Genomic DNA, 20,005 nt, shown 5'->3' on the forward strand with positions numbered 1-20,005 from the left:
CTCAGGCCTCTGCCCGGATGTGTTCGGCGAGCGTGTCCATGCAAGAGTCCAGGCGCTGCTGGCAGCCGATATCGGCTTCGGCCTGAGCCGTCACCACACGGCACTCGCCGAGCGCCAGCTTCTCATCCGGGACCAGACGCCAGGCCGCTGCACGCTCGGGCGCCAGCTCTTTGATCCGTGTGCATTCCTCGGGGTTGAGCAGAATGCGCACATCTTCCTGATCGCCCGGCATGGCGGCCAGGGCTTCCTCGGCCAGCGTCAGCAATTGCGTCGGGTGCAGGGTCAGCTCACAGCGGATCACCTGCTTGGAGACTTTCTGCACCAGCTCCAGCAACTGGTCCCGACGCGCCTGTTCGAAATCCTGGCGGAAACGCTCGACGCTTTCGATCAATCGATCCAACGGCCGAGCCGCCTCGTCGAAGGCCTGACGCCCCTGGGCACGGCCTTCTTCTCGGCCGATGGCCTTGCCGTCCTCGATGCCACGCTCGAAGCCTTCGCGATGCCCGGCTTCGCGGCCCTGCTCCAGGCCCTGTTCGTAACCTTTGTCGATGCCTTCCTGAAAGCCATCGGCGACCGCGCGCTGCAACGCCGCCGGATCGCCGGCCACGCTGTCAGCCAGTTCGGCCGCGGTACGCACACGAGGTGGAAAGCGAAACGGGCGCCAGGAGCGGCCTTCGCCCTTGATGATCTTGATGCTCATCGGCGCTTACTCGACCGTCTGTTCGCGGAACAGCTGAACCTGCAGATCGCCTTCATTGGACATGTCGCGGACCACCGCCATGATGTCCTTGCGCACCTGCTCCACCCGCGACAGCGGCACCGGGCCCTGGCGACGGTTGATCGACTCCATCTGCTGCGCCTGCCGCTTGGGCATCGCCCCCTGAATAGCCTTGACCAGTGCCGGTTCGGCGCCCTTGAGCGCGACCACCCATTCTTCCAAGGGAATCACTTCCAGCAGGGTCTGCAACACGTCCTGGTTCTGCCGGGAAAGGATGAAGAAGTCATACATTTCATCTTCGATCTTGCCGACCAGCTCTTCGTTGTGGGCGCGCAACAGCTCGAACATCTGGTCACGGTTGCCCTTGAAGCGGTTCATGATGTCCGCCGCCTGCTTGACGCCGCGCACCTGCGAGCCCTGGTTCGAGAGCACCTGCAGGCTGCGATCGATGAGCTGCTCCAGCTCGGCAATCACGTCGCTGTTGACCTCGCTGAGGTTGGCGATGCGGTAGAGCAGCTCGTCCTGACGTTCGGCCGGCATGCACTCGAGCACGTCGGTGGCCATGCCCGGCGGCAGGAAAGCAAGAAACACCGCCTGCATCTGTGCGTGCTCCTTGGCGATTAGGGCGGCGAACTGCTTGGGGTCGAGCCACTCCATCTTCGCCATCTTGGCGCGGATCTCCTCGCCATAGATGGAATCGAGCAGCGAACGGGTGATATCGCCACCCAACGCCTTGCCGAGCATGCCGGACAGGTAGGTGCGTGAGGCGCCCTTGATGCTGCTCTGCTCCTTGTAGTCGTCAAAGAAGCGGCTGATCACATCGGAAACCATCGGCTGTTTGACGTTGGACAGCCGCGCCATCGCCTGGCTGATGCTGATGATTTCTTCACGTGTGAAATTGCGCAGGATGCCGGCGGAAATGTCGTCACCCATGCTCAGCATGAGGATCGCCGCCTGGTCCAGCGAGCTCACCGAGCGCAGCTGTATCGGGCGCGCCTTGATTTCCTTGCTCGAGCCGGTCACCGACTCAGCTGGCTGGGTTGAGGTCTCTTTCATTGCGGCCTATCCAATGCTTGATGACTTCCGAAACGCGCTCCGGGTCGTTCTTGGCGAGCATTTGCAAGTGCTCGATCTGTAGTTCCAGCCCCGAACCGGGCGCTGGCAGGCGAATTTCCGAGAGCGGATTGAGCTCGCCGAATACGTGTACGCCGTCGCCACTGGATTTTGGGCTGGCCAGGGCCGCACGCGACTCGGTCTCGATCGGCAGCGGTCCCGCCATCCCCGCCAGGGTGCCTTCCAGAGCAGCCGGATCGGCCTCAGCGGGCGCACTGCGCTGGGTCAGGCTGCGCACGGCGGGACGCACCACGATCAACAACAGCAGCAGCGCGATCAGGCCGGCCACGCCCAGCTTGGCCAAGGCGTGCACCTGGTTGCTCTCCCACCAGGGCACCTCTTCAGTGACGGTTTCCACGCTGGCGAAGGGCAGGACGCTGAGGGTCAGTAGATCGCCTCGATCCTGCTTGAAGCCCACCGCGCTGCGGACCATGGCTTCCAGCTCGGCGCGCGCCTCGTCGCTCCAGCCGCCTTCGGGCGCGGCATCGGCGTTGAGCACCACCGCCACGCTCTGCTGGCGCAGGGCGAAACCGGCGTGCTTCACATGCACCACGCTTTGGTCATAGTCCAACTGGCGAGTGGATTCTTCACGCAAGGAGGTGGCACCCTTGGTTTCGCCCTTGGCCGGCGCCGGTTCCTCGCCTTCCTTCGGCGGGGCGACGGGACGGTTGGCCAGCGAGCCGGGAATGCCCAGCGCCAGCTGATCCAGTGCACTTTCGTTGCTTAGCACTTCGCGACGCAGGCGCGGCGTCTCGCCATAGGACTGGAAGGTCTCTTCCTTCTGGCTGAAATCGATATCGGCCGCGACGCTGATGCGGTAGTTGCCGCTGCCCAGCACCGGCGCCAGCACCTGCTCGATGTTGGCCACAGCCTTCTGCTGGTAATCCTCCACAGCGCCCCAGTTCTGCGCCGGCCCACCGCCGACATTCAGACCGCGCGACAGCAGCGCGCCGTACTGATCGACCACGCCAACATCTTCGGGCTTGAGGTTGGGCACGCTGCCAGCCACCAGATTGACGATCGCGCCAACCTGATCGGCGCCCAGCTTGTAACCGGGCTCCAGTTGGAGCATCACCGAGGCCTTGGTCGGCGCGCGTTTACTGACCACGAAGGAGCTGTTCTCCTCCTGCGCCAGGTGCACGCGGGCATGTTGAACGCCCTTGAGCGACATCACGGTGCGTGCCAGTTCGCCTTCCAGGCTGCGCTTGAGACGCACGTCCTGGACGAATTGGCTGGTGCCCAGCGGCTCCTCTTTGTCGAACAGCTCGTAGCCGGCCGGCATCGCCACCTTCACTCCCTTGGCGGCGAGCAGCATGCGCGCTCGGGACAGCTGGTCCTCACGCACCAGGATCTGCCCGCTCTGCGGGTGGATGCGGTATTGCACGGCCTCGGCATCGAGCACTTGCATCACCTCGGCTACCGGGAAAGCCTCACCGGCGCCATGCAGCGGCCGGAACGAGCCGTTGTCACGCCACAGGTAAAAGGCCACGGCGACAGCCAGCGCGGCGGCGATCACCGCCATGCCGGCGAGCGTTACCCGCGGGTCGAGCTGGAGGCCACCAGCAGGCAGCTTGCTTTTGATTTTCTGCAGCACGTCTTAGCTCTCACGCCGGATCAAAGCGGCATTCTCATGACGTCGTCGAACGCCGTGGTCAGTTTGTTGCGCACCTGCAGCAACGCGGAAAACGACACGCTGGCCTTCTGGCTGTCGAGCATGGCGCCCACCAGGTCGTCGCTCTTGCCGCTGTCCACCGCAGCCATGGCCGCGCCGGCCTGATGCTGCTGGGCATCGACCGAACGCATCGCCGCCATGAACAGACCTCCCGCATCGGGTGCCGCCTGGTCAGCCGGCTTGATGGCCGCGCCGGACGCGACACCCTGGAGCTGCTGCATTTGGCCCAGCAAATCCTGCTGCACCTGAGTGATTGAACTCATCGCTGGCTCTCCCCTTGCCTTGTCTAAATCAGAAATCCAGCTCGATGCCCTGCTCGCGCATGGCATTGAGGCGGTAGCGCAAGGCACGCGAGGTCATCCCGAGGCTGGCCGCCGCCTTGGTCTTGTGCCCGTCGAACTTGCGAATGGTGTCGATCACATGCTGGTACTCGGCCCACTTGCCGCTGGCGCGTAGGGCAGCCTTTCCGGTTTCGAGCGTGGGCAGCGGCAACCGCTCGGTGCGTACTTCGACTTGCGAAGGGGCTGCCAGGCCGAGATCCTGCGGCTGGATGAACAGACCGTTGCGCAACACCAGGGCGCGCTGCACGGTGTTCTCCAGCTCGCGGGCATTGCCCGGCCAGTCGTGCTGCAGCAGGGCGCGGCAGGCATCGCTGGTGAACAGTTCTTCGTCGGCTTCCTGCGGCGCGTACTTGGCCACGAAACGGCGAGCCAGCGGCAGCACGTCTTCCTTTCGCTCACGCAGCGGGCTGATGTGCAGCGGCAGCACGTCGAGGCGGAACATCAGGTCGGCACGGAATCGCCCCTCCGCGACTTCCACCTGCAGATCGCGGTTGGTGGCGGCGATGATGCGCACGTTGAGCTCGATTTCCTTGCGCCCGCCGAGGCGCTCCACGCGCTGTTCCTGCAGTACGCGAAGCAGCTTGGCTTGCAGCCCCAGGGGCAGTTCGCCGATCTCATCGAGCAGCAGCGTGCCGCCGTTGGCCAGTTCGAATTTCCCCGGCTGGGCCGTCACCGCGCCAGTGAAGGCGCCCTTCTCATGGCCGAACAGTATCGATTCGAGCATCTGCTCCGGAATCGCTGCGCAGTTGACTGCAATGAAAGGTGCATCCGCACTGGCCGAGAAGCGATGGATATAACGCGCCATCAGCTCCTTACCGGTGCCGGTTTCACCGGTGATCAGAATCGGCGCCCGGGTCAGCGACACACGCTGTGCCATGGCCAGCAGACGGCGGCCAGCCTGGGAACAGGAGACGAAACTCTCCTGGGCCGTATCGGCGAATTCCTGGCGGCGCAGCAATGCGCTTAACTGGCTTGCGCTGAATGGCGACAACAAGTAATCGACACAGCCCAGTTCAAGTAAGGCTGCGGCCTTTTCCTGGTCGGCGTACTGCACGACGGGAATAACGCTGATGGCGCGTCCACGACGAATCAGTGAATCGACCTGTGTATATAAGGCCGGCTGTTGTATGCCGCTGATTATGATGAAAACCAGCGATGTGCCCTTCAAATCGGCGTTATCCAGATCATTCAGATCGGCGTGTGAAAATACTGCGCAGCCTTCCTTTCGCAAGCCCGCTTCAAGGAACTCGCAACCCGCCTCTGCGGGATTGCCGACAATGAGAATTTTCTTGCGCGCCGGCGCTGGAGCGAATAGCTCATCGCGGGAGTAGTTCATTGCATGACTGACACTATTCAATGTGACCACCTTGGCGCTGTTACGCCTGTTGCTCGAGCACAACGCCGGATTCGCTGAAAAATTTATTTAAGTCTTCTGGAACTTTCGTCGCCTTGTCTGTCCAACTCGCCGAACGAGACAGGTAACTGCAGCCGACCGCTCCGAAACAATTGCGCGCACGCTAACAAGCCCGCCCGGAACCGCCCAATCAGTTCCGCTAAAATTAAATCAATTGCTCGCAGCTGATCTCAAAAAAGATCAATTGATACCTATTGATTTAATCCTTCCTCGCGCCCAAGCCTAGACTGGCGGCACGCTAGAGCCGTGCCCGTCATCTCAGGCACCGCAAACCCGCCCTGGCCAAACATTCTTCTGCTTTTACCCGCGCGACAGGCCATCGCCTGCCGTGCAAGAACCAGGAAATACCGTTCACAACATGTCTGGCAATTCAAAAGTCCACCATGGCGTGCCCGCCCAAAGCCTGACTGTTTTGAAACCGCAGAAGCTTGGCCGGCATCACCACAAGATTCCTCAGTTCATCAAGGAAACCACCAACAAGAACCCACGCTTGATGGGTGACTACTTCTTGCGCAATTACCGGATCAGCCTCGAATTGAGCAAGGTGGATGTTCAAGAGCCGGCAAATAAAGCACCGGAATGCATCTATCGCTCGCCGATGGGAAAGGTCGGGTTTTCAATTGATCGGGCACTCCTCACCGAGGCACTCGAATGCTATTACGGCGGAACAATAGTGCCGAGTCAGGAAGCACCGCCGATCAGCACTTCAGAACAACGGATGCGTGATCGACTGGGCTTGGATCTGACTTATATTTTTGCGCGCTCGATATTGTCCGGCGAAACATTCGGTGAACTTGAGCGCTATGAAAATGATTACGAAGAAACCACCTGGGAATATGTCGCTGAGTTCGAATACATCAGCCACCTGACCAATAGCCGTTCATCGATTTTCATTTATCTAGACACCGATCTGGTCGATGAACTCACCAGTCACCTGGCCGGCCCGTTGCCTGCTCGGCTGACCGGCAATCCGCTCGATCACATCAAGCACCTGCCGGTACGCCTCGATTGTGTGGTCGCCTCGGTACAAATGCCGCTGTCGCAAGTGCTTGCCCTGCAGCTCAACGACATCCTCATGGTGCGCCCGCTGGACCGCTACGAAGTGCGCATCAACCAGCAGAAGCTTTTCCGGGGGACTGTCTTCGAAGAAGACGGCGCCCTGTTCCTCACTTCACTTGAAAGCGTGAAATCCCAATGACCGGTCAACTGTCCGACAACGAATTCGAGAACCTGATCAACGAGGGCGACCTGAGCCTCGACGGTATCGACGAGCCAGCCGCTGCGCCCGCTCCCCAGCTCCAGGCGCCGCGTCAGGACCTGAGCTTCTTCGGCAAGATCCCGGTGAACGTCACCTTGGAAGTGGCCTCGGCTGAGATTTCGCTGAAAGAATTGATGGAGTGCGACACCAGCAGCGTCATCGTCCTCGACAAGGTCGCCGGCGAGCCGCTGGACGTGAAGGTCAACGGCACCCTGTTCGCCAAAGCAGAAGTGGTGGTGATGAACGGCAGTTACGGCCTGCGCATCGTCGAACTGTCCGGCGTCGGCCTGGATGCGCTGACGCAATGAAGCTGCGCCGCGGGCTGTTGCTGCTGTGCCTGTTGCTGATCAGCCTGTTTCCGCTGATGGCCCAGGCCGCTAACGGCGAAATCACGCTGTTCAACCTGAACGATACGGAGAACGGTCAGGCATTCAGCATAAAGCTGCAGATCCTGATCATCATGACGCTGCTGGGCTTCCTGCCGGCGATGCTGATGATGATGACCTGCTTCACCCGCTTCATCATCGTGTTGGCCATCCTGCGCCAGGCCATCGGCCTGCAACAGAGCCCACCCAACCAGGTCCTGATCGGCATCGCGCTGATCGTTACCCTGCTGGTGATGCGCCCTGTGTGGCAGGAAATTCATAGCGCCGCGTTCGAGCCGTTTCAGAACGACGAGATCAGCCTGGAGCAGGCGCTGGAGGTGTCCAAGACCAGCCTCTCGGCGTTCATGCTGGCGCAGACCAACAAGACCTCGCTGGAGACCATGGTGTCGCTGGCCGGCGAAGAAGTGCCGGAGAATCTCGAAGAACTGGACTTCTCCCTGCTGCTGCCGGCGTTCGTGCTGAGCGAGTTGAAGACGGCCTTTCAGCTCGGCTTCATGATTTTCGTGCCGTTTCTGGTGATCGACCTGGTGGTGGCCAGTGTGCTGATGGCGATGGGCATGATGATGCTGTCGCCAATGATGATTTCGCTGCCGTTCAAGTTGATGGTGTTTGTGTTGGTGGATGGCTGGGCGTTGTTGATGGGGACGCTGACCACCAGTGTTCAGCCGTTTTAGGGGGCGCCGTGATGAGTCATCGTTCCCTCTATGCCTCAGCCGCTGAGCGGTCTATCGCTTTTCGTAGGAGCGAGCTTGCTCGCGATCAGGGGACGATACGGCCATCTTCGTATAGCCCGGCTCCGTCGTCGCTTCGCACCGTAGGTTTCGCCCTGCTGGGCGACTCACTTTTTTCAGTTGCCAAAAAAGTAAGCAAAAACGCTTGCCCCTGCATCCGGGTCTCGCTGCGCTCGACTTCCCTCATTCCATCGCTGCTCCGAGGGTCGCCGCGCAAGGGCCATCCATGGCCCTTCACGGCTCTCGCGGCATCCATGCCGCTCGCCCCTCTGCGCAGCGATTCCATTCGGCCTCCTGAAAGGGGCGTTCGGCGTCGTCTGATGGTTCGTTCGTTAGCAAACAAGCGAAGCGCGCTTGTTTCGCTGTTTACGATCTTTCAGGTAACTCGGACTCGATTCCCCTTCAGGAGGCCGAGCGTAGGTGCTGCGCAGGGGGACGCGAGGCATGGATGCCGCGAGAGCCGTGAAGGGACATGGATGTCCCTTCGCGACGCCCCCCGGAGCAGCACCGGAGGGAGGGCAGTTTTGCGAAGCAAAACCCGGATGCAGGGGTGGCCTTCTTTTTGGTTACTTTTTCTTGGCCACGCAAGAAAAAGTGACTCGCCCAGCAGGGCGAAACCACTGCCTCAGCCAACCCGGCCAACGGCTGTAACCACACGAACCCAGAGCCTAAAAGCTTGGCGGCTAAGGCCGCTCCCACGAAAAGCGAAGGTGCTCCCATGCTAACCCCCGACACCGCCGTCAACATCGTCTCCAACGCCATCCACGTCATCGTGCTGGTGGTCTGCGTGCTGGTGGTGCCGAGCCTGCTCGGCGGCCTGCTGATCAGCATTTTCCAGGCGGCCACCCAGATCAACGAACAAATGCTGAGCTTCCTGCCACGCCTGCTGATCACCCTCGGCATGCTCGTGTTCGCCGGCCACTGGATCCTGCGTACCTTCAGCGACCTATTCATCGAAACCTTCACCCAAGCCGGGCGGCTGGTCGGCTAGCCGTGGGCAACGAACCCATCATGCAGGTCGGTCAATACCTGCAATCTTTGCTGGGCTACTGGTGGCCGTTCTGCCGGATCATGGCCGTGTTCAGCCTGGCGCCGATGTTCAGCCACAAATCGCTCAGCGTGCGGGTTCGCGTGCTGCTGGCGATTGCCCTGACCGTGGTGCTCACCGCCGCGCTTCCAGCCACGGCGCCCATCGACCCGCTATCCATGAAGGGCATTCTCACCGCGTTGGAGCAGATCGCCATGGGCCTGCTGCTGGGCGTGGCGCTGATGCTGGTGTTCACCGTGTTCACCCTGATCGGCGATATCGTCTCGACCCAGCTGGGTCTGTCCATGGCGGTGTTCAACGACCCCATGAACGGAGTGTCGTCGGCCTCGATCATCTATCAGCTGTATTTCATCCTGCTGGCGCTGCTGTTCTTCGCCACTGACGGCCACCTGGTGATCGTCACCATCATCTACCAGAGCTTCATTTTCTGGCCGGTCGGCAGCGGCATTCACTTCGACGGCCTGCAGACCATCGCCCTATCGCTGAGCTGGGTGATTTCCGCCGCGTTGCTGATCGCCCTGCCGATCGTCTTCTGCATGACCCTGGTTCAGTTCTGCTTCGGCCTGCTGAACCGCATCTCGCCGGCGATGAACCTGTTCTCCCTGGGCTTTCCCATGGCGATCATCGCCGGATTGGTATTGATCTTCCTGACGCTCCCCAACCTGTCGGAAGCCTACCTGCACCTGACCCGCGAGCTGCTGGGCAACATCGGCGAGATTCTGCGGAGCGGCCGCAATGTCTGAGCAGAACAGCAGCCAGGAAAAAACCGAAGAGGCCTCCGAGCAGAAACTCAAGAAGAGTCGCGACGATGGCCAAGTCACCCGCTCCAAGGACGTCGCTACCACCGTCTCGCTGCTGGCCACGTTGCTGGTACTCAAATTCAGCTTCGGCTTCTTTTTCGATGGCCTGCAGCAGGCGTTCAGCTACTCGTACATCGACTTTCACAAGAGCGAAATCACCGTCGAAGATCTGCAGCTGATCCTCACCCATAACCTGCTGGTGTTCATCAGCGTGTTGCTGCCGCTGCTGATCACGCCGATTCTGGTCATCGCCTTCGCCCTGGTGCCGGGTGGCTGGGTCTTCGCCTCAAAAAACTTCGCGCCCAAATTCAGCAAGCTCAACCCCATTACCGGCCTGGGAAGGATGGTGGGTGCGCAGAACTGGACCGAGCTCCTCAAGTCGCTGCTCAAGATCACCGCGCTGCTGGGCATCGCCGCCGGCCAGCTGTACTACGCCGCGCCCAAGCTGATCGCCCTGCAGCGCAGCGACATCACCAACGCCATCGGCAGCGCCTTCTCGCTGACCTTCGATCTGGCGATTTCGCTGCTGCTGGTATTCGTGCTGTTCTCGTTCATCGATATCCCGCTGCAGCGCTTCTTCTTTCTGAAAAAGATGCGCATGACCAAGCAGGAGCGCAAGGAAGAGCACAAGAACCAGGAAGGCCGGCCGGAGGTGAAGGCGCGGATCAAGCAGCTGCAGCGCCAGCTGGCCCAACGGCAGATCAGCCGGGTGATCAAGGACGCCGACGTGGTGATCGTCAACCCGACGCATTACGCGGTGGCGCTCAAGTACGACCCGAAGAAAGCCGAAACACCCTTCGTCATCGCCCGTGGTGTCGATGAAACGGCGCTGTACATCCGCAAGCTGGCCCAGGCCAACAACCTGGAGGTGGTCGAACTGCCGCCACTGGCGCGGGCGATTTACTTCAGCACCCAGATCAATCAGCAGATTCCGGCGCCGCTCTACACCGCGGTGGCCCATGTGCTGACCTACATTCTCCAGCTCAAGGCCTGGAAACAGGGCCGGCGGAGCAAGCCGAAGCTGGCCAGCGACATCCACATTCCCGAAGAACTGTTCAACCGAGCCCGAGCATGAGCCTGATTCAGAAACTGACGCCGACCTTCAGCAGCGGAAGGATTGGGATCCCGCTGATCATCCTGTCGATTCTGGCGATGATCATTCTGCCGCTGCCGCCGCAGCTGCTGGACGTGCTGTTCACCTTCAACATCGCCATGTCGATTCTGGTGTTGCTGGTCAGCGTGTCGTCGAAAAGTCCGCTGGATTTCTCACTGTTCCCGACGGTAATCCTGATCACCACGCTAATGCGCCTGACGCTCAACGTCGCCTCCACACGGGTGGTGCTGCTCGAAGGTCATACTGGCACGGGCGCCGCGGGCAAGGTGATCGAAGCCTTCGGTGAGGTGGTGATCGGCGGCAACTTCATCGTCGGCCTGGTGGTGTTCATCATCCTGATGATCATCAACTTCATCGTGATCACCAAGGGCGGTGAGCGGATCTCGGAAGTAACCGCGCGCTTCACCCTGGACGCCCTGCCCGGCAAGCAGATGGCCATCGACGCTGACCTCAACGCGGGCCTGGTGAACAACGAAGAAGCCAAGGCACGGCGCCAGGAAGTGGCCAAGGAAGCCGACTTCTACGGCGCGATGGACGGCGCCTCGAAGTTCGTTCGCGGCGACGCCATCGCCGGCATCCTGATCCTCTTGATCAACCTCTTCGGGGGCTTTGCCATCGGCGTGTTCGTCCATGACCTGGCAGCCGGCGAAGCCTTCAAGCAGTACGCACTGCTCACCATCGGTGACGGCCTGGTCGCGCAGATTCCGGCGCTGCTGCTGTCCACCGCGGCGGCGATCATCGTCACGCGGATCAACGAATCCAGCGACATCACCAGCCAGGTTCAGCGCCAGCTGCTGGCCAACCCGGCCTCGCTGTACACCGTGGCTGGCATCCTCTTCGTGCTCGGCCTGGTACCGGGCATGCCGCACCTGGCATTCATCGGCTTCGCCGCGCTGATTGGCTTCATCGGCTGGCGGGTATCACTGCATGAGCCACCGGCCGCTGGCGCCGATCTCAAGGAAATCCAGGCCATCGGGCAGGCGATGGACAAGGAAAAGGCCCAATCGCTAGCCTGGGAAGACATCCCGCTGGTCGAGCGGCTGTCCATTTCGCTGGGCTACAAGCTGGTCGGGCTGGTCAACGAAGCCTCCGGGGCGCCATTGCCGGCGCGGGTGCGCGGCGTGCGCCAAACGTTGTCCGAGCATCTGGGCTTTCTGCTGCCGGAAGTGCAGATCCGCGACAGCTTGCGGCTCAAAGCCTCGCAATACGACATCTACATCAACGGCGAGAAGATCGACGGCGCTGAGCTGCATGCCGACCGCCTGATGGCGATCCCCTCGCCGGAACTGTACGGCGAGATCGACGGCATCCTCGGCACCGACCCGGCCTACCGCATGCAGGTGGTGTGGATTCAGCCATCGGACAAATCACGCGCGCTGAATCTCGGCTATCAGGTGATCGACTGCGCCAGCGTGGTCGCCACGCACCTGAACAAGGTGGTGCGCGAGCATCTGCCGGACCTGTTCAAGCATGACGATGTCGAGCACCTGATGCAGCGCCTGACCCTACAGGCACCGAAGCTCGCTGAAAGCCTCAAGGCGGCACTGACCTATACCCAGCAGATGCGCGTCTACCGCCAGTTGTTGCAGGAAGAGGTGCCACTGCGTGACATCGAGACCATCGCCAGTACCCTGCTCGAATGCAGCGAAACCACCAAGGACCCAGTGCTGCTGGCTGCCGACGTGCGCTACGCGCTGCGCCGCAGCATCGTTTCGATGATCGCCGGTGACCGTCGCGAACTGGCGGTGTTCGTGCTGGAAAACGCGCTGGAAAACACGCTGCTCAATGCCCTGGCGATTGCCCAGCAGGCCGGCCAGGTGAGCCTGGACAACATTCCGGTGGAGCCGAGCCTGCTCAACCAGCTGCAGAACAGTATGCCGGTGGTGAAGGAGAAGCTGCGCAAGGATGGCCACCCACCGATCCTCACCGTGATGCCGCAGCTGCGTCCACTGCTTTCGCGCTACGCACGGGTCTTCAGCCCGGGCCTGCACGTGCTGTCGCAGAACGAGATACCCGATCGCGTCGGGGTGAACATTCTCGGCACGCTCGGTTGAGCCACTCGCCCGATCGCGTCGGGCGCGACCGAGCGATGACCGGCGTGATTAGAGCGTATTGGCCAGAAACATCAACGACCGCCCGTGCGCCAGCGCGGCGGCGGTCTGGTTGTACATCGGCCGTTCCCAACAGTTGAAACCATGATCGACACCGGCATAGGTTTCGATCTGCGCCGATTTGCCAGCCATCGCCTGACGCACCGCGGCTACCGCATCGGCGGGGATGTAATGGTCCTTTTCAGCGAAGTGGAACAGTGTCGGGCAACGGATCTTCTCGGCCTGGGCCAGCCGGTTTTCAATACCGCCGGGGTAATAGCAGATCGCGGCGTCGACCCCGGCATTCGCGGCACAGAGAAACGACAGCAAGCCGCCCATGCAGTAGCCGATCGACGCCACTTCGCCGCTGCATTCGTCGCGCTGGCGCAGCGTTTCGACGCTGCGCCGCAGGTCGTCGATGGCCAAGTCGAAATCGAGTTGCTTCATCAGCTCGAACGCACGCTTCCAGTCCTGGTCGGTGTAGCCCAACTGGATGCCTGGCTGACTGCGCCAGAACAGGTCCGGCGCCAGCACCACGTAGCCATCGCGTGCGTACTGGTCGGCCACGGCCTGGATATGAGCGTTGACGCCGAAGATTTCCTGAATCAGCAGCAGCCCAGGCCCGGCGCCGGTAGGGGGAAGGGACAGGTAGCCCTTGAAGGTTCCGTCCTGAGCGGGAATATCGATCCATTGTGAAGCCATGTCCGTCTCCTCTCGCGTGCGGTGGGTTGAAGACCACGGTTACCGGCCACAGCAAAGAGGCCGCCGCAAGGAGTTGCGACAGAAGCTGCCAATCAGAGTTCGTTACGATCCGGCATTGAGCAGGCCGCTCGTCAGCGCCGCCGGGGCAGCAGCTGGGCGACCATCTGCACGAATGGCGGACAGGGCCGGTCGAGGGCAAAACCCATTTCGAACGAATCGCGACGCGAGTCCTTGCGCACCCACTGGCAGATCACCACCACCTCGACCTCGCGCAAACGCTCGCCGTGATCCGGTACGTGCAGGCACATCTCGTAGCAGCCACCGATGGACAGCGGCTGTCTGGCGACCAACCGAAGGCCGGCGATGGACAGATCGCCGACATAGCCCATGGGCTCGCCGCTGAGACGGTTGGTCACCTGGATACGGCTGAGATGGCGGAAGGTAAGGCGGCTATGTTGTCGCATGGCGAGGCTCTGCAGTCCTTTGTTCGACCGCAGCCCGTGACCGAGAGCGTCGTCCCGGCCGCAGCGGCGGTGTGCTTAAAGGCAGCAGGCGACCCGAACGCGCCGGAAATTAAGGCGCGCTGGAAATATTTCCCGGCCGGCCGAGCGACCCCGCGCCGCGCAAGACGGCTAGCGCTCGGGGTTATGCGGCTTGCGACGCTTCAATGCGTCCTCTTCGCTGACCTCGTCCGCCATGCTCGGCGGGACGTTGTAGGCACCGCCCGGCACATCGTCGCGATCGCCGCCGGCCACTTCGCCGTTGCGCGGACTGCGCGCCTGATCACCGCGCTTTTCGTTACGGTCTTCGAGAGGATCGGGATTTTCCTTGCCGCGTTCGGATGGGTTCATGGGACCTCCGTCTGATTGATCGTCGGACACGCTCGGTGCCTCCGTAATTAGGAAGACGATCGGCACCGGAAGTTGCACCGTGACCGCCCGGCAGGACGACCGGCCATTCGGCAGACTTGCTGAACTTATCCCGCTGGGCAGCGGCCAAAAAACCATCTGGGGTCTTCCCCAACTGCCGCCGTGTGAAGCTATGCAATTGACTCGAAGCCTGCCCGTAGACGCTATCCCTGTTGCCCCCGAAACGGCGACGCCGTCCAAGACGCTTTATTTCGCCCTGCTCGACGCGCCCGACAACGACAGCGTCCGTGCCAACGCCGCGCAATACCTCAACGCCCAGCTGGATGCCGCGGCCTCCCTGCCCTGCGACTTGCCACCAGACCCGGCGGGGCTGGGCGAATGGCTGGAGAGCCATACGGCAAAAATCGGCGGCCAGTACCAGACTTATCTTGACGATCGTCGCGCCGGTGCACCGCGCCGGTACTTCTCCAGCAAGGCCCATGCGCTACATTTTCTGCGGGGCGTGGCACCGACCAAACTGGTCGACGGCGCCTGGCTCTACGGCCTGCTGCAGCGCTGGGACGATGCGCGATTCACGGCGCTGATCCAGACCTATCTCGAGGAGCTCGGCGAAGGGCTGCCGGAAAAGAACCATGTCGTGCTCTATCGCAAGCTGCTCGCCAGCCAGGGCTGCGACGATTGGCAGAACCTCGGCGACGACAACTTCGTCCAGGGCGCGATTCAACTGGCGCTGGCCGAGCACGCCGAACAGTTTCTGCCCGAAGTGATCGGCTTCAATCTGGGCTACGAGCAGCTGCCGCTGCATCTGCTGATCAGTTCCTACGAGCTCACCGAACTGGGCATCGACCCCTACTATTTCACCCTGCACGTGACGGTCGACAACGCCGACAACGGGCATGCGAAGAAGGCCATTCAGGGTCTGCTGGCCGCCTGGCCGCAGGTTGGCGACAGTCAGGAATTCTATCGCCGGGTCGTCAACGGCTATCGCCTCAACGACCTGGGCGCCAGCACGCTCTCGGTGATCGGCGGATTCGATCCCGAACAGGAGGTGCGGCGCGTGCTGGAAAAGAAGGCCGGCGTCGGACAGTTCGTGCATTCGGATTACTGCCGCTTCGATGGCTACACGGTGAACCAGTGGCTGGCCGAGCCGGAGCGGATTCCGCAGTTCCTCGACACCCTGCAGCGTCGCGGTTGGATCAAGCGCCACGAAGATCCGCAGAACAGCCGCTTCTGGCAGATGATCACCGGCGAACAGGCGCCGATGTTCGGCGTATTCAGCGCCCATGAACAGCAATTGCTCCATGACTGGATCGCCGGCGACTGGCTGGCGGAGCAGACTCCGACCCAAGGCAAACCGCATCCGTCACTGGCACAGCGCCAGGGTCAGTTCGGCGGCCGTCGGCGCGTCACCAGCGAGCGGCCGGCCAAGCCTGCGCTGGTGCACGATCAACGGCAGGCGGTCAGCGACTTCGATCAGGAGGCTCAGTTGCTGGAACAGCAAGTGGCGCAGCTGCCAACGCGCGAGGCGCGCATGCGCCATCTGCTGCCCTTGCTGGCCCCCTCCCGCCACCACAGTGCTGCCGGGCTGCTGGCCACCCGACTTTTCACCGGACTTTTCAACTGAAGGCGAAACCTCGCCAGGGAATCACATGATCTTGGAAAACGCACGGGACCGCGCGCTGCTGCACCTGGCTCAGGCGCTGCGTGAGCGCGGCTATCATTTCATCACCCCTACCCCGCTGACCCACGAGCGGGTCAATCAACGCATCGAGAATGCCCTGGCCAAGGACCTGACCGGGGTGTTCGGCTGGACCCGGCCGTTCCAGCACGAGCTGCTGCCACCGGCGCTGTTCAGCCTGATGGACCAGGCCGGCGTGCTAGAACCCTGCGGCTCGCGCTGGCGCAGCCGGGTGCGCCTGTCGAGTCTCGACGGTCAGCTGTTCGTGCATTCGGCGCACCCCACCGATGCGCCGGACGCGGTGTTTTTTGGACCGGACACCTACCGTTTCGCCAACGCCATCCTGGCGCACCTGAACAACCACAAAGGCAGCATCAGCCGCGCGGTGGACATCGGTTGCGGCTCTGGCGCCGGTGCCATTCTCACCGCGCTGGCGCGGCCGCAGGCCGAGGTGGTGGCGGTGGACATCAACCCCGAAGCTTTGCGCCTGACCCGGGTCAACGCGACGCTGGCCGGGGCTGACAACCTGACGGCTCGGCATAGCGACCTGCTCAGCGACGTCGAAGGCGAGTTCGATCTGATCCTGGCCAACCCGCCTTATCTGGTCGACCCGAAAGAACGGGCCTATCGTCACGGTGGCGGTCCGTTGGGCGCGGGCCTGTCACTGGCGATTTTCGATAGTGCCCTGGAGCGCCTCGCGCCCCGCGGTACTTTGCTGCTCTATACCGGCGTGGCGATGCCGGGCAGCCAGGACCCCTTCCTCAACGAAATCCGCCAACGTCTGGAAGGGCGCGGGTTGCAGTGGAACTACCGGGAAGTCGACCCGGATGTGTTCGGTGAAGAGCTGCTCGATGGCGCCTATACCGAGTGCGAGCGGATCGCCGCGGTCGTGCTGGAAGTGACTCGGCCGGCTGATTGAGCCGGCGTGCGGCGCCTTGCCAGTCACCGAGTGGAAAAATGCTTCGCGATTCCACGCTATGCCGGCAACAGAACCAGACACGCTGACAAGGTCAGCAGCGAGCCCAACGTGGAATACAGCACCACGCGCGAGACCCGCGAGGCCTCGCGGCCATAGAACTCGGCGAGCATGTAGGGCCCGGTACCAGTGGGCAGCGCGCTCAGCAGCAGCGCCGAGTAGGCCCAAAGCGTCGGCAGTTGGAAAACCTGGAACGCCAGATACCAAGTGATCAGCGGTTGTACCACCAGTTTCAATGCCACCAGCGGCCAGACGCCCGCGACCTTGCCGCCGGGCTGCGGTTGGGCGAGAAACAGTCCCAGCGACACCAGCGCGCACGGCGCCGCCGCCGCACCGAGCAATTTCAGCAGTGTCGCCAGGGGCACCGGCAGATCCATTCCGCTCGCAGCCCATGCGCCTCCGAGCAACGGCGCCACCACCAAGGGGTTGCGCAATAGCGCGCCGCTAACCTTGCCCAGCGTGCGGCTGAAACCCTGGCCGGCATGCAACCCGGTTTCCACGCAGGCCAGTGCGATAGCGAACAACACGCAGACGACGATGATCGACGCCACCATCGCCGGCTGCAGCGCTTCGTCGCCCAGCACCAGCATGCACAGCGGAATGCCGATATAGCCGGTATTGGCATAGGAAGCGCCCAACGCATCGAGACTGGCGTCGGCCAAGGGTTGTTTCTGCAACAACCGATAGCCAAGCGTGAAGCCGAACACGCCAAGACAGCCCACCGAGAACGCCGTGATAAAGCCCGGCTGCCAGAGCTGCTCCCAAGTTGAATTGGCGACCACGCTAAACAGCAGAGCGGGGAGCCCTAGCCAGACCACGAAACGGTTGAGCTCGGAGGCGCCCGTCGGACCCATGCGACCGGTGCGGCGGCACAGGTATCCCAGGAAAATCAGGGCGAAGACAGGAAGGACGACGTTGACGACGGCGGACATGGATTCTCATCGGGTGACGACCGCCAGGGGTAGCGGTACGGGGGCGGGCTGCAGACCTTAGCAAAAAATTGCTTATCGCATTGTTCGGGGCGAGTTGCTTTTTCAGTGCTAAAAACTAAGCAAAAACGCCTGCGTCTGCACATTGCGCTTTGTGGGAGCGGTCTTGACCGCGAAGCTTTTGGACTTTGACTTCCGAGCCCAGGGCCCGATGGCGGAGCTGGCTGGGGCACTGGTTTCGCCCTGCTGGGCGAAACCAGGCCATCAAGCGACTCGGACACAGGCCCGCAACACCCGTCGACCAGCAGCAGCGCTTCGCGCCCTGCCCCCCTAATGCACCATCGTCGAGGGCCTATACCCATTCGGCTCCGCCCGCGCCGCGGCAAACTCCGCCTCGACGCGCCCACGCATGGCGTCCGGCGACTGGGGAAAACCGCTGCGGTCGCTGTAATCCCATTCGACAACGGGCTCACTTTCGCTGGCCAAACCACGCGCGCAGGACACATCCAGCGCGGTGATGCCGGCCACAGCACCGGCGGCGATGGCTGCGTTGACCTGCTCGGTGCCGTTCTCGATGCTCAAGCCCAGACCGACTAGATCCAGCGCATCACCGCCGATGCGGCCGTAGATCCAGGGCTTGGGATCGTCGGCGAGCAGCAGGCCGACGCCGTTGGCGATTTCTCTCGCACCACAGGCACGGATCAGCCCCTCGTTGCCGGGCACGCCGAGAAAGCGTGCCAGCTTGCCGGGCATCAGCACTTCGGCCAGACCCAGCCCGATACTGAACCAGCCGAGGCCACGGGCCAGCGTGCGGGCGGAATGGTTGGTATGGGTGACACGATGTGGAACGCTCATGAATCAGTCCCTCCTCGGGGCTTGGAGAAGCAGCCGACCACGTCCCGCTAGCGAGACGCGAGGCCCGGCCCTTAGGGTTTGAGAACCACTTTGATACAGCCGTCATGCTTGTCGCGGAAGGTCTTGTACATCTCTGGCCCCTGCTCGAGGCTGACGCTGTGGGTGATAACGAAGCTCGGGTCGATCTGGCCCTCCTGGATGCGCCTGAGCAGGTCGTCGGTCCAGCGGTTGACGTGGGTCTGGCCCATGCGGAAGGTCAGACCCTTGTTCATCGCGGCACCGAACGGGATCTTGTCGATCAGCCCGCCGTAGACGCCGGGAATCGAGATGATCCCGGCCGGGCGGCAGACGTAGATCATTTCCCGCAGCACGTGCGGCCGGTCGCTCTCGAGCATCAGCGCCTGCTTGGCGCGGTCGTACATCGAATCGATCGAACGCGCCGCGTGCGCCTCCATGCCCACCGAGTCGATGCACTTCTCCGGGCCCTTGCCGCGGGTCAGCTCTTTGAGCCGCTCGAGCACGCTTTCTTCGTCGAAGTTGATGGTGATAGCGCCACCGGCGCGAGCCATGGACAGCCGCTCGGGCACGTTGTCGATGCAGATGACCTGCTCGGCGCCCATCATGACCGCGCTGCGGATGGCGAACTGGCCGACCGGGCCGGCGCCCCAGACGGCTACGGTGTCGGTGGGCTGAATGTCACATTGGGCGGCCGCCTGCCAGCCGGTGGGCAGGATGTCACCAAGGAACAGCACCTGCTCGTCAGTCATCCCGTCGGGAATCACCACCGGGCCGACGTCAGCGTAGGGCACTCGCACGTATTCGGCCTGGCCGCCCGCGTAACCGCCGGTGAGATGGGTATAGCCGTAGAGCCCGGCGGTGGTGTGACCGAAGACCTTGTCGGCCACATCCTTGTTGCGGTTGGTGCGCTCACAGACGGAAAAATTGCCGCGCCGGCACTGGTCGCATTCACCGCAGACGATGGTGAAGGGCACCACCACGCGGTCGCCGACCTTGAGCTTCTTGTTCGCCGAGCCAACCTCCATCACCTCGCCCATGAACTCGTGGCCCATGATGTCGCCGTGCTGCATGCCGGGCATGAAGCCGTCGTACAGATGCAGGTCTGAGCCGCAGATGGCGCAGGAACTGACCTTGATGATGGCGTCGCGCGGATCCTCGATGGCGGGGTCCGGGACGTGGTTGTCGCAGCGAATGTCGTGCTTGCCATGCCAGCGAAGAGCTCTCATGGAAAAATCTCCTGGTTCGGTGTTCGGAAACGCCGCCGTGGTGGTTCTTCCTGATCGATCGCCGCTT

At 62.3% G+C, this 20,005-nt stretch carries 20 protein-coding genes; 9 read left to right on the plus strand and 11 right to left on the minus strand.

Going from position 1 to position 20,005, the window contains the following annotated elements; genetic code table 11:
- Position 1: 1 nt before the first annotated feature.
- Genes fliH through ACL0K2_RS12730 form a run of 5 tightly spaced genes read right to left on the minus strand, consistent with a single transcriptional unit; the run spans position 2 to position 5,180 of the window.
- On the minus strand, positions 2-700 hold the full coding sequence (gene fliH, locus ACL0K2_RS12710; RefSeq protein WP_239612230.1) for a flagellar assembly protein FliH: 699 nt from the start codon (positions 698-700) through the stop codon (positions 2-4).
- A gap of 6 nt (positions 701-706) precedes the next feature.
- Positions 707-1,774 carry a FliG C-terminal domain-containing protein gene (locus ACL0K2_RS12715; protein ID WP_413042774.1) on the minus strand — a complete coding sequence of 356 codons (1,068 nt, stop codon included), beginning with the start codon at positions 1,772-1,774 and terminating at the stop codon, positions 707-709.
- The gene (gene fliF, locus ACL0K2_RS12720) at positions 1,746-3,425 is read right to left on the minus strand and encodes a flagellar basal-body MS-ring/collar protein FliF (RefSeq protein WP_413042775.1); all 1,680 of its coding nucleotides are present in this window, start codon (positions 3,423-3,425) and stop codon (positions 1,746-1,748) included. The genes ACL0K2_RS12715 and fliF overlap by 29 nt, the downstream gene beginning before the upstream one ends.
- 20 nt (positions 3,426-3,445) lie before the next feature.
- Positions 3,446-3,766: a flagellar hook-basal body complex protein FliE gene (locus tag ACL0K2_RS12725; RefSeq protein WP_413042776.1), complete on the minus strand. Its 321-nt coding sequence runs from the start codon at positions 3,764-3,766 to the stop codon at positions 3,446-3,448.
- Positions 3,767-3,794: 28 nt separating this feature from the next.
- Entirely contained in the window at positions 3,795-5,180 is a 1,386-nt protein-coding gene (locus ACL0K2_RS12730) for a sigma 54-interacting transcriptional regulator (protein WP_413044466.1), read from the minus strand.
- A 436-nt stretch (positions 5,181-5,616) separates the two neighbouring features.
- On the opposite strand from ACL0K2_RS12730, the gene ACL0K2_RS12735 reads away from it, so the two are divergent.
- From ACL0K2_RS12735 to flhA, 7 genes are all read left to right on the plus strand, one after another.
- Positions 5,617-6,456, plus strand: coding sequence for a FliM/FliN family flagellar motor C-terminal domain-containing protein (locus ACL0K2_RS12735; RefSeq protein WP_045160125.1), 840 nt, complete (start codon positions 5,617-5,619; stop codon positions 6,454-6,456).
- Positions 6,453-6,824, plus strand: a complete 372-nt coding sequence (fliN, locus tag ACL0K2_RS12740; RefSeq protein WP_045160124.1) for a flagellar motor switch protein FliN — start codon at positions 6,453-6,455, stop codon at positions 6,822-6,824. Before ACL0K2_RS12735 ends, fliN begins: the two co-directional genes overlap by 4 nt.
- Complete coding sequence (gene fliP, locus ACL0K2_RS12745; protein WP_413042777.1) at positions 6,821-7,576, plus strand: flagellar type III secretion system pore protein FliP; 756 nt, start codon at positions 6,821-6,823, stop codon at positions 7,574-7,576. The genes fliN and fliP overlap by 4 nt, the downstream gene beginning before the upstream one ends.
- 775 nt (positions 7,577-8,351) lie before the next feature.
- Positions 8,352-8,624: a flagellar biosynthetic protein FliQ gene (locus ACL0K2_RS12750; protein WP_019342009.1), complete on the plus strand. Its 273-nt coding sequence runs from the start codon at positions 8,352-8,354 to the stop codon at positions 8,622-8,624.
- 20 nt (positions 8,625-8,644) lie between these two features.
- Positions 8,645-9,424, plus strand: a complete 780-nt coding sequence (gene fliR / locus ACL0K2_RS12755) for a flagellar biosynthetic protein FliR (RefSeq protein ID WP_045160115.1) — start codon at positions 8,645-8,647, stop codon at positions 9,422-9,424.
- Positions 9,417-10,556 (plus strand): flagellar biosynthesis protein FlhB, encoded by a 1,140-nt coding sequence (gene flhB, locus ACL0K2_RS12760; protein WP_413042778.1) that lies wholly within the window; start codon positions 9,417-9,419, stop codon positions 10,554-10,556. The genes fliR and flhB overlap by 8 nt, the downstream gene beginning before the upstream one ends.
- A complete protein-coding gene (gene flhA / locus ACL0K2_RS12765; RefSeq protein WP_045160113.1) occupies positions 10,553-12,649 on the plus strand; it encodes a flagellar biosynthesis protein FlhA in 2,097 nt (698 codons plus the stop codon). Before flhB ends, flhA begins: the two co-directional genes overlap by 4 nt.
- 48 nt (positions 12,650-12,697) lie before the next feature.
- Here flhA and ACL0K2_RS12770 read toward each other — a convergent pair whose 3' ends face one another.
- From ACL0K2_RS12770 to ACL0K2_RS12780, 3 genes are all read right to left on the minus strand, one after another.
- On the minus strand, positions 12,698-13,387 hold the full coding sequence (locus tag ACL0K2_RS12770) for a dienelactone hydrolase family protein (protein ID WP_413042779.1): 690 nt from the start codon (positions 13,385-13,387) through the stop codon (positions 12,698-12,700).
- 131 nt (positions 13,388-13,518) lie between these two features.
- Positions 13,519-13,851 (minus strand): PilZ domain-containing protein, encoded by a 333-nt coding sequence (locus tag ACL0K2_RS12775; protein WP_045160111.1) that lies wholly within the window; start codon positions 13,849-13,851, stop codon positions 13,519-13,521.
- A 168-nt stretch (positions 13,852-14,019) separates the two neighbouring features.
- Positions 14,020-14,238 carry a hypothetical protein gene (locus ACL0K2_RS12780; RefSeq protein ID WP_045160110.1) on the minus strand — a complete coding sequence of 73 codons (219 nt, stop codon included), beginning with the start codon at positions 14,236-14,238 and terminating at the stop codon, positions 14,020-14,022.
- Between the two features lie 190 nt (positions 14,239-14,428).
- Between ACL0K2_RS12780 and ACL0K2_RS12785 the strand changes: the two genes are divergently transcribed.
- Complete coding sequence (locus tag ACL0K2_RS12785; RefSeq protein ID WP_413042780.1) at positions 14,429-15,880, plus strand: iron-containing redox enzyme family protein; 1,452 nt, start codon at positions 14,429-14,431, stop codon at positions 15,878-15,880.
- A 25-nt stretch (positions 15,881-15,905) separates the two neighbouring features.
- Positions 15,906-16,853, plus strand: coding sequence for a methyltransferase (locus tag ACL0K2_RS12790; RefSeq protein WP_239612223.1), 948 nt, complete (start codon positions 15,906-15,908; stop codon positions 16,851-16,853).
- 56 nt (positions 16,854-16,909) lie between these two features.
- Here the strand turns inward: ACL0K2_RS12790 and ACL0K2_RS12795 are convergent, their stop codons facing one another.
- The 3 genes from ACL0K2_RS12795 to ACL0K2_RS12805 form a co-directional block, all read right to left on the minus strand.
- Positions 16,910-17,842: an AEC family transporter gene (locus ACL0K2_RS12795; protein ID WP_045160108.1), complete on the minus strand. Its 933-nt coding sequence runs from the start codon at positions 17,840-17,842 to the stop codon at positions 16,910-16,912.
- A 327-nt stretch (positions 17,843-18,169) separates the two neighbouring features.
- A complete protein-coding gene (locus ACL0K2_RS12800; protein ID WP_045160107.1) occupies positions 18,170-18,694 on the minus strand; it encodes a hypothetical protein in 525 nt (174 codons plus the stop codon).
- 71 nt (positions 18,695-18,765) lie between these two features.
- The gene (locus ACL0K2_RS12805) at positions 18,766-19,938 is read right to left on the minus strand and encodes a zinc-dependent alcohol dehydrogenase (protein ID WP_045160106.1); all 1,173 of its coding nucleotides are present in this window, start codon (positions 19,936-19,938) and stop codon (positions 18,766-18,768) included.
- Positions 19,939-20,005 lie beyond the last annotated feature (67 nt).

It is taken from the genome of Pseudomonas sp. YJ42, assembly GCF_047225135.1.
Classification (GTDB): Bacteria; Pseudomonadota; Gammaproteobacteria; order Pseudomonadales; family Pseudomonadaceae; genus Stutzerimonas; species Stutzerimonas stutzeri_E.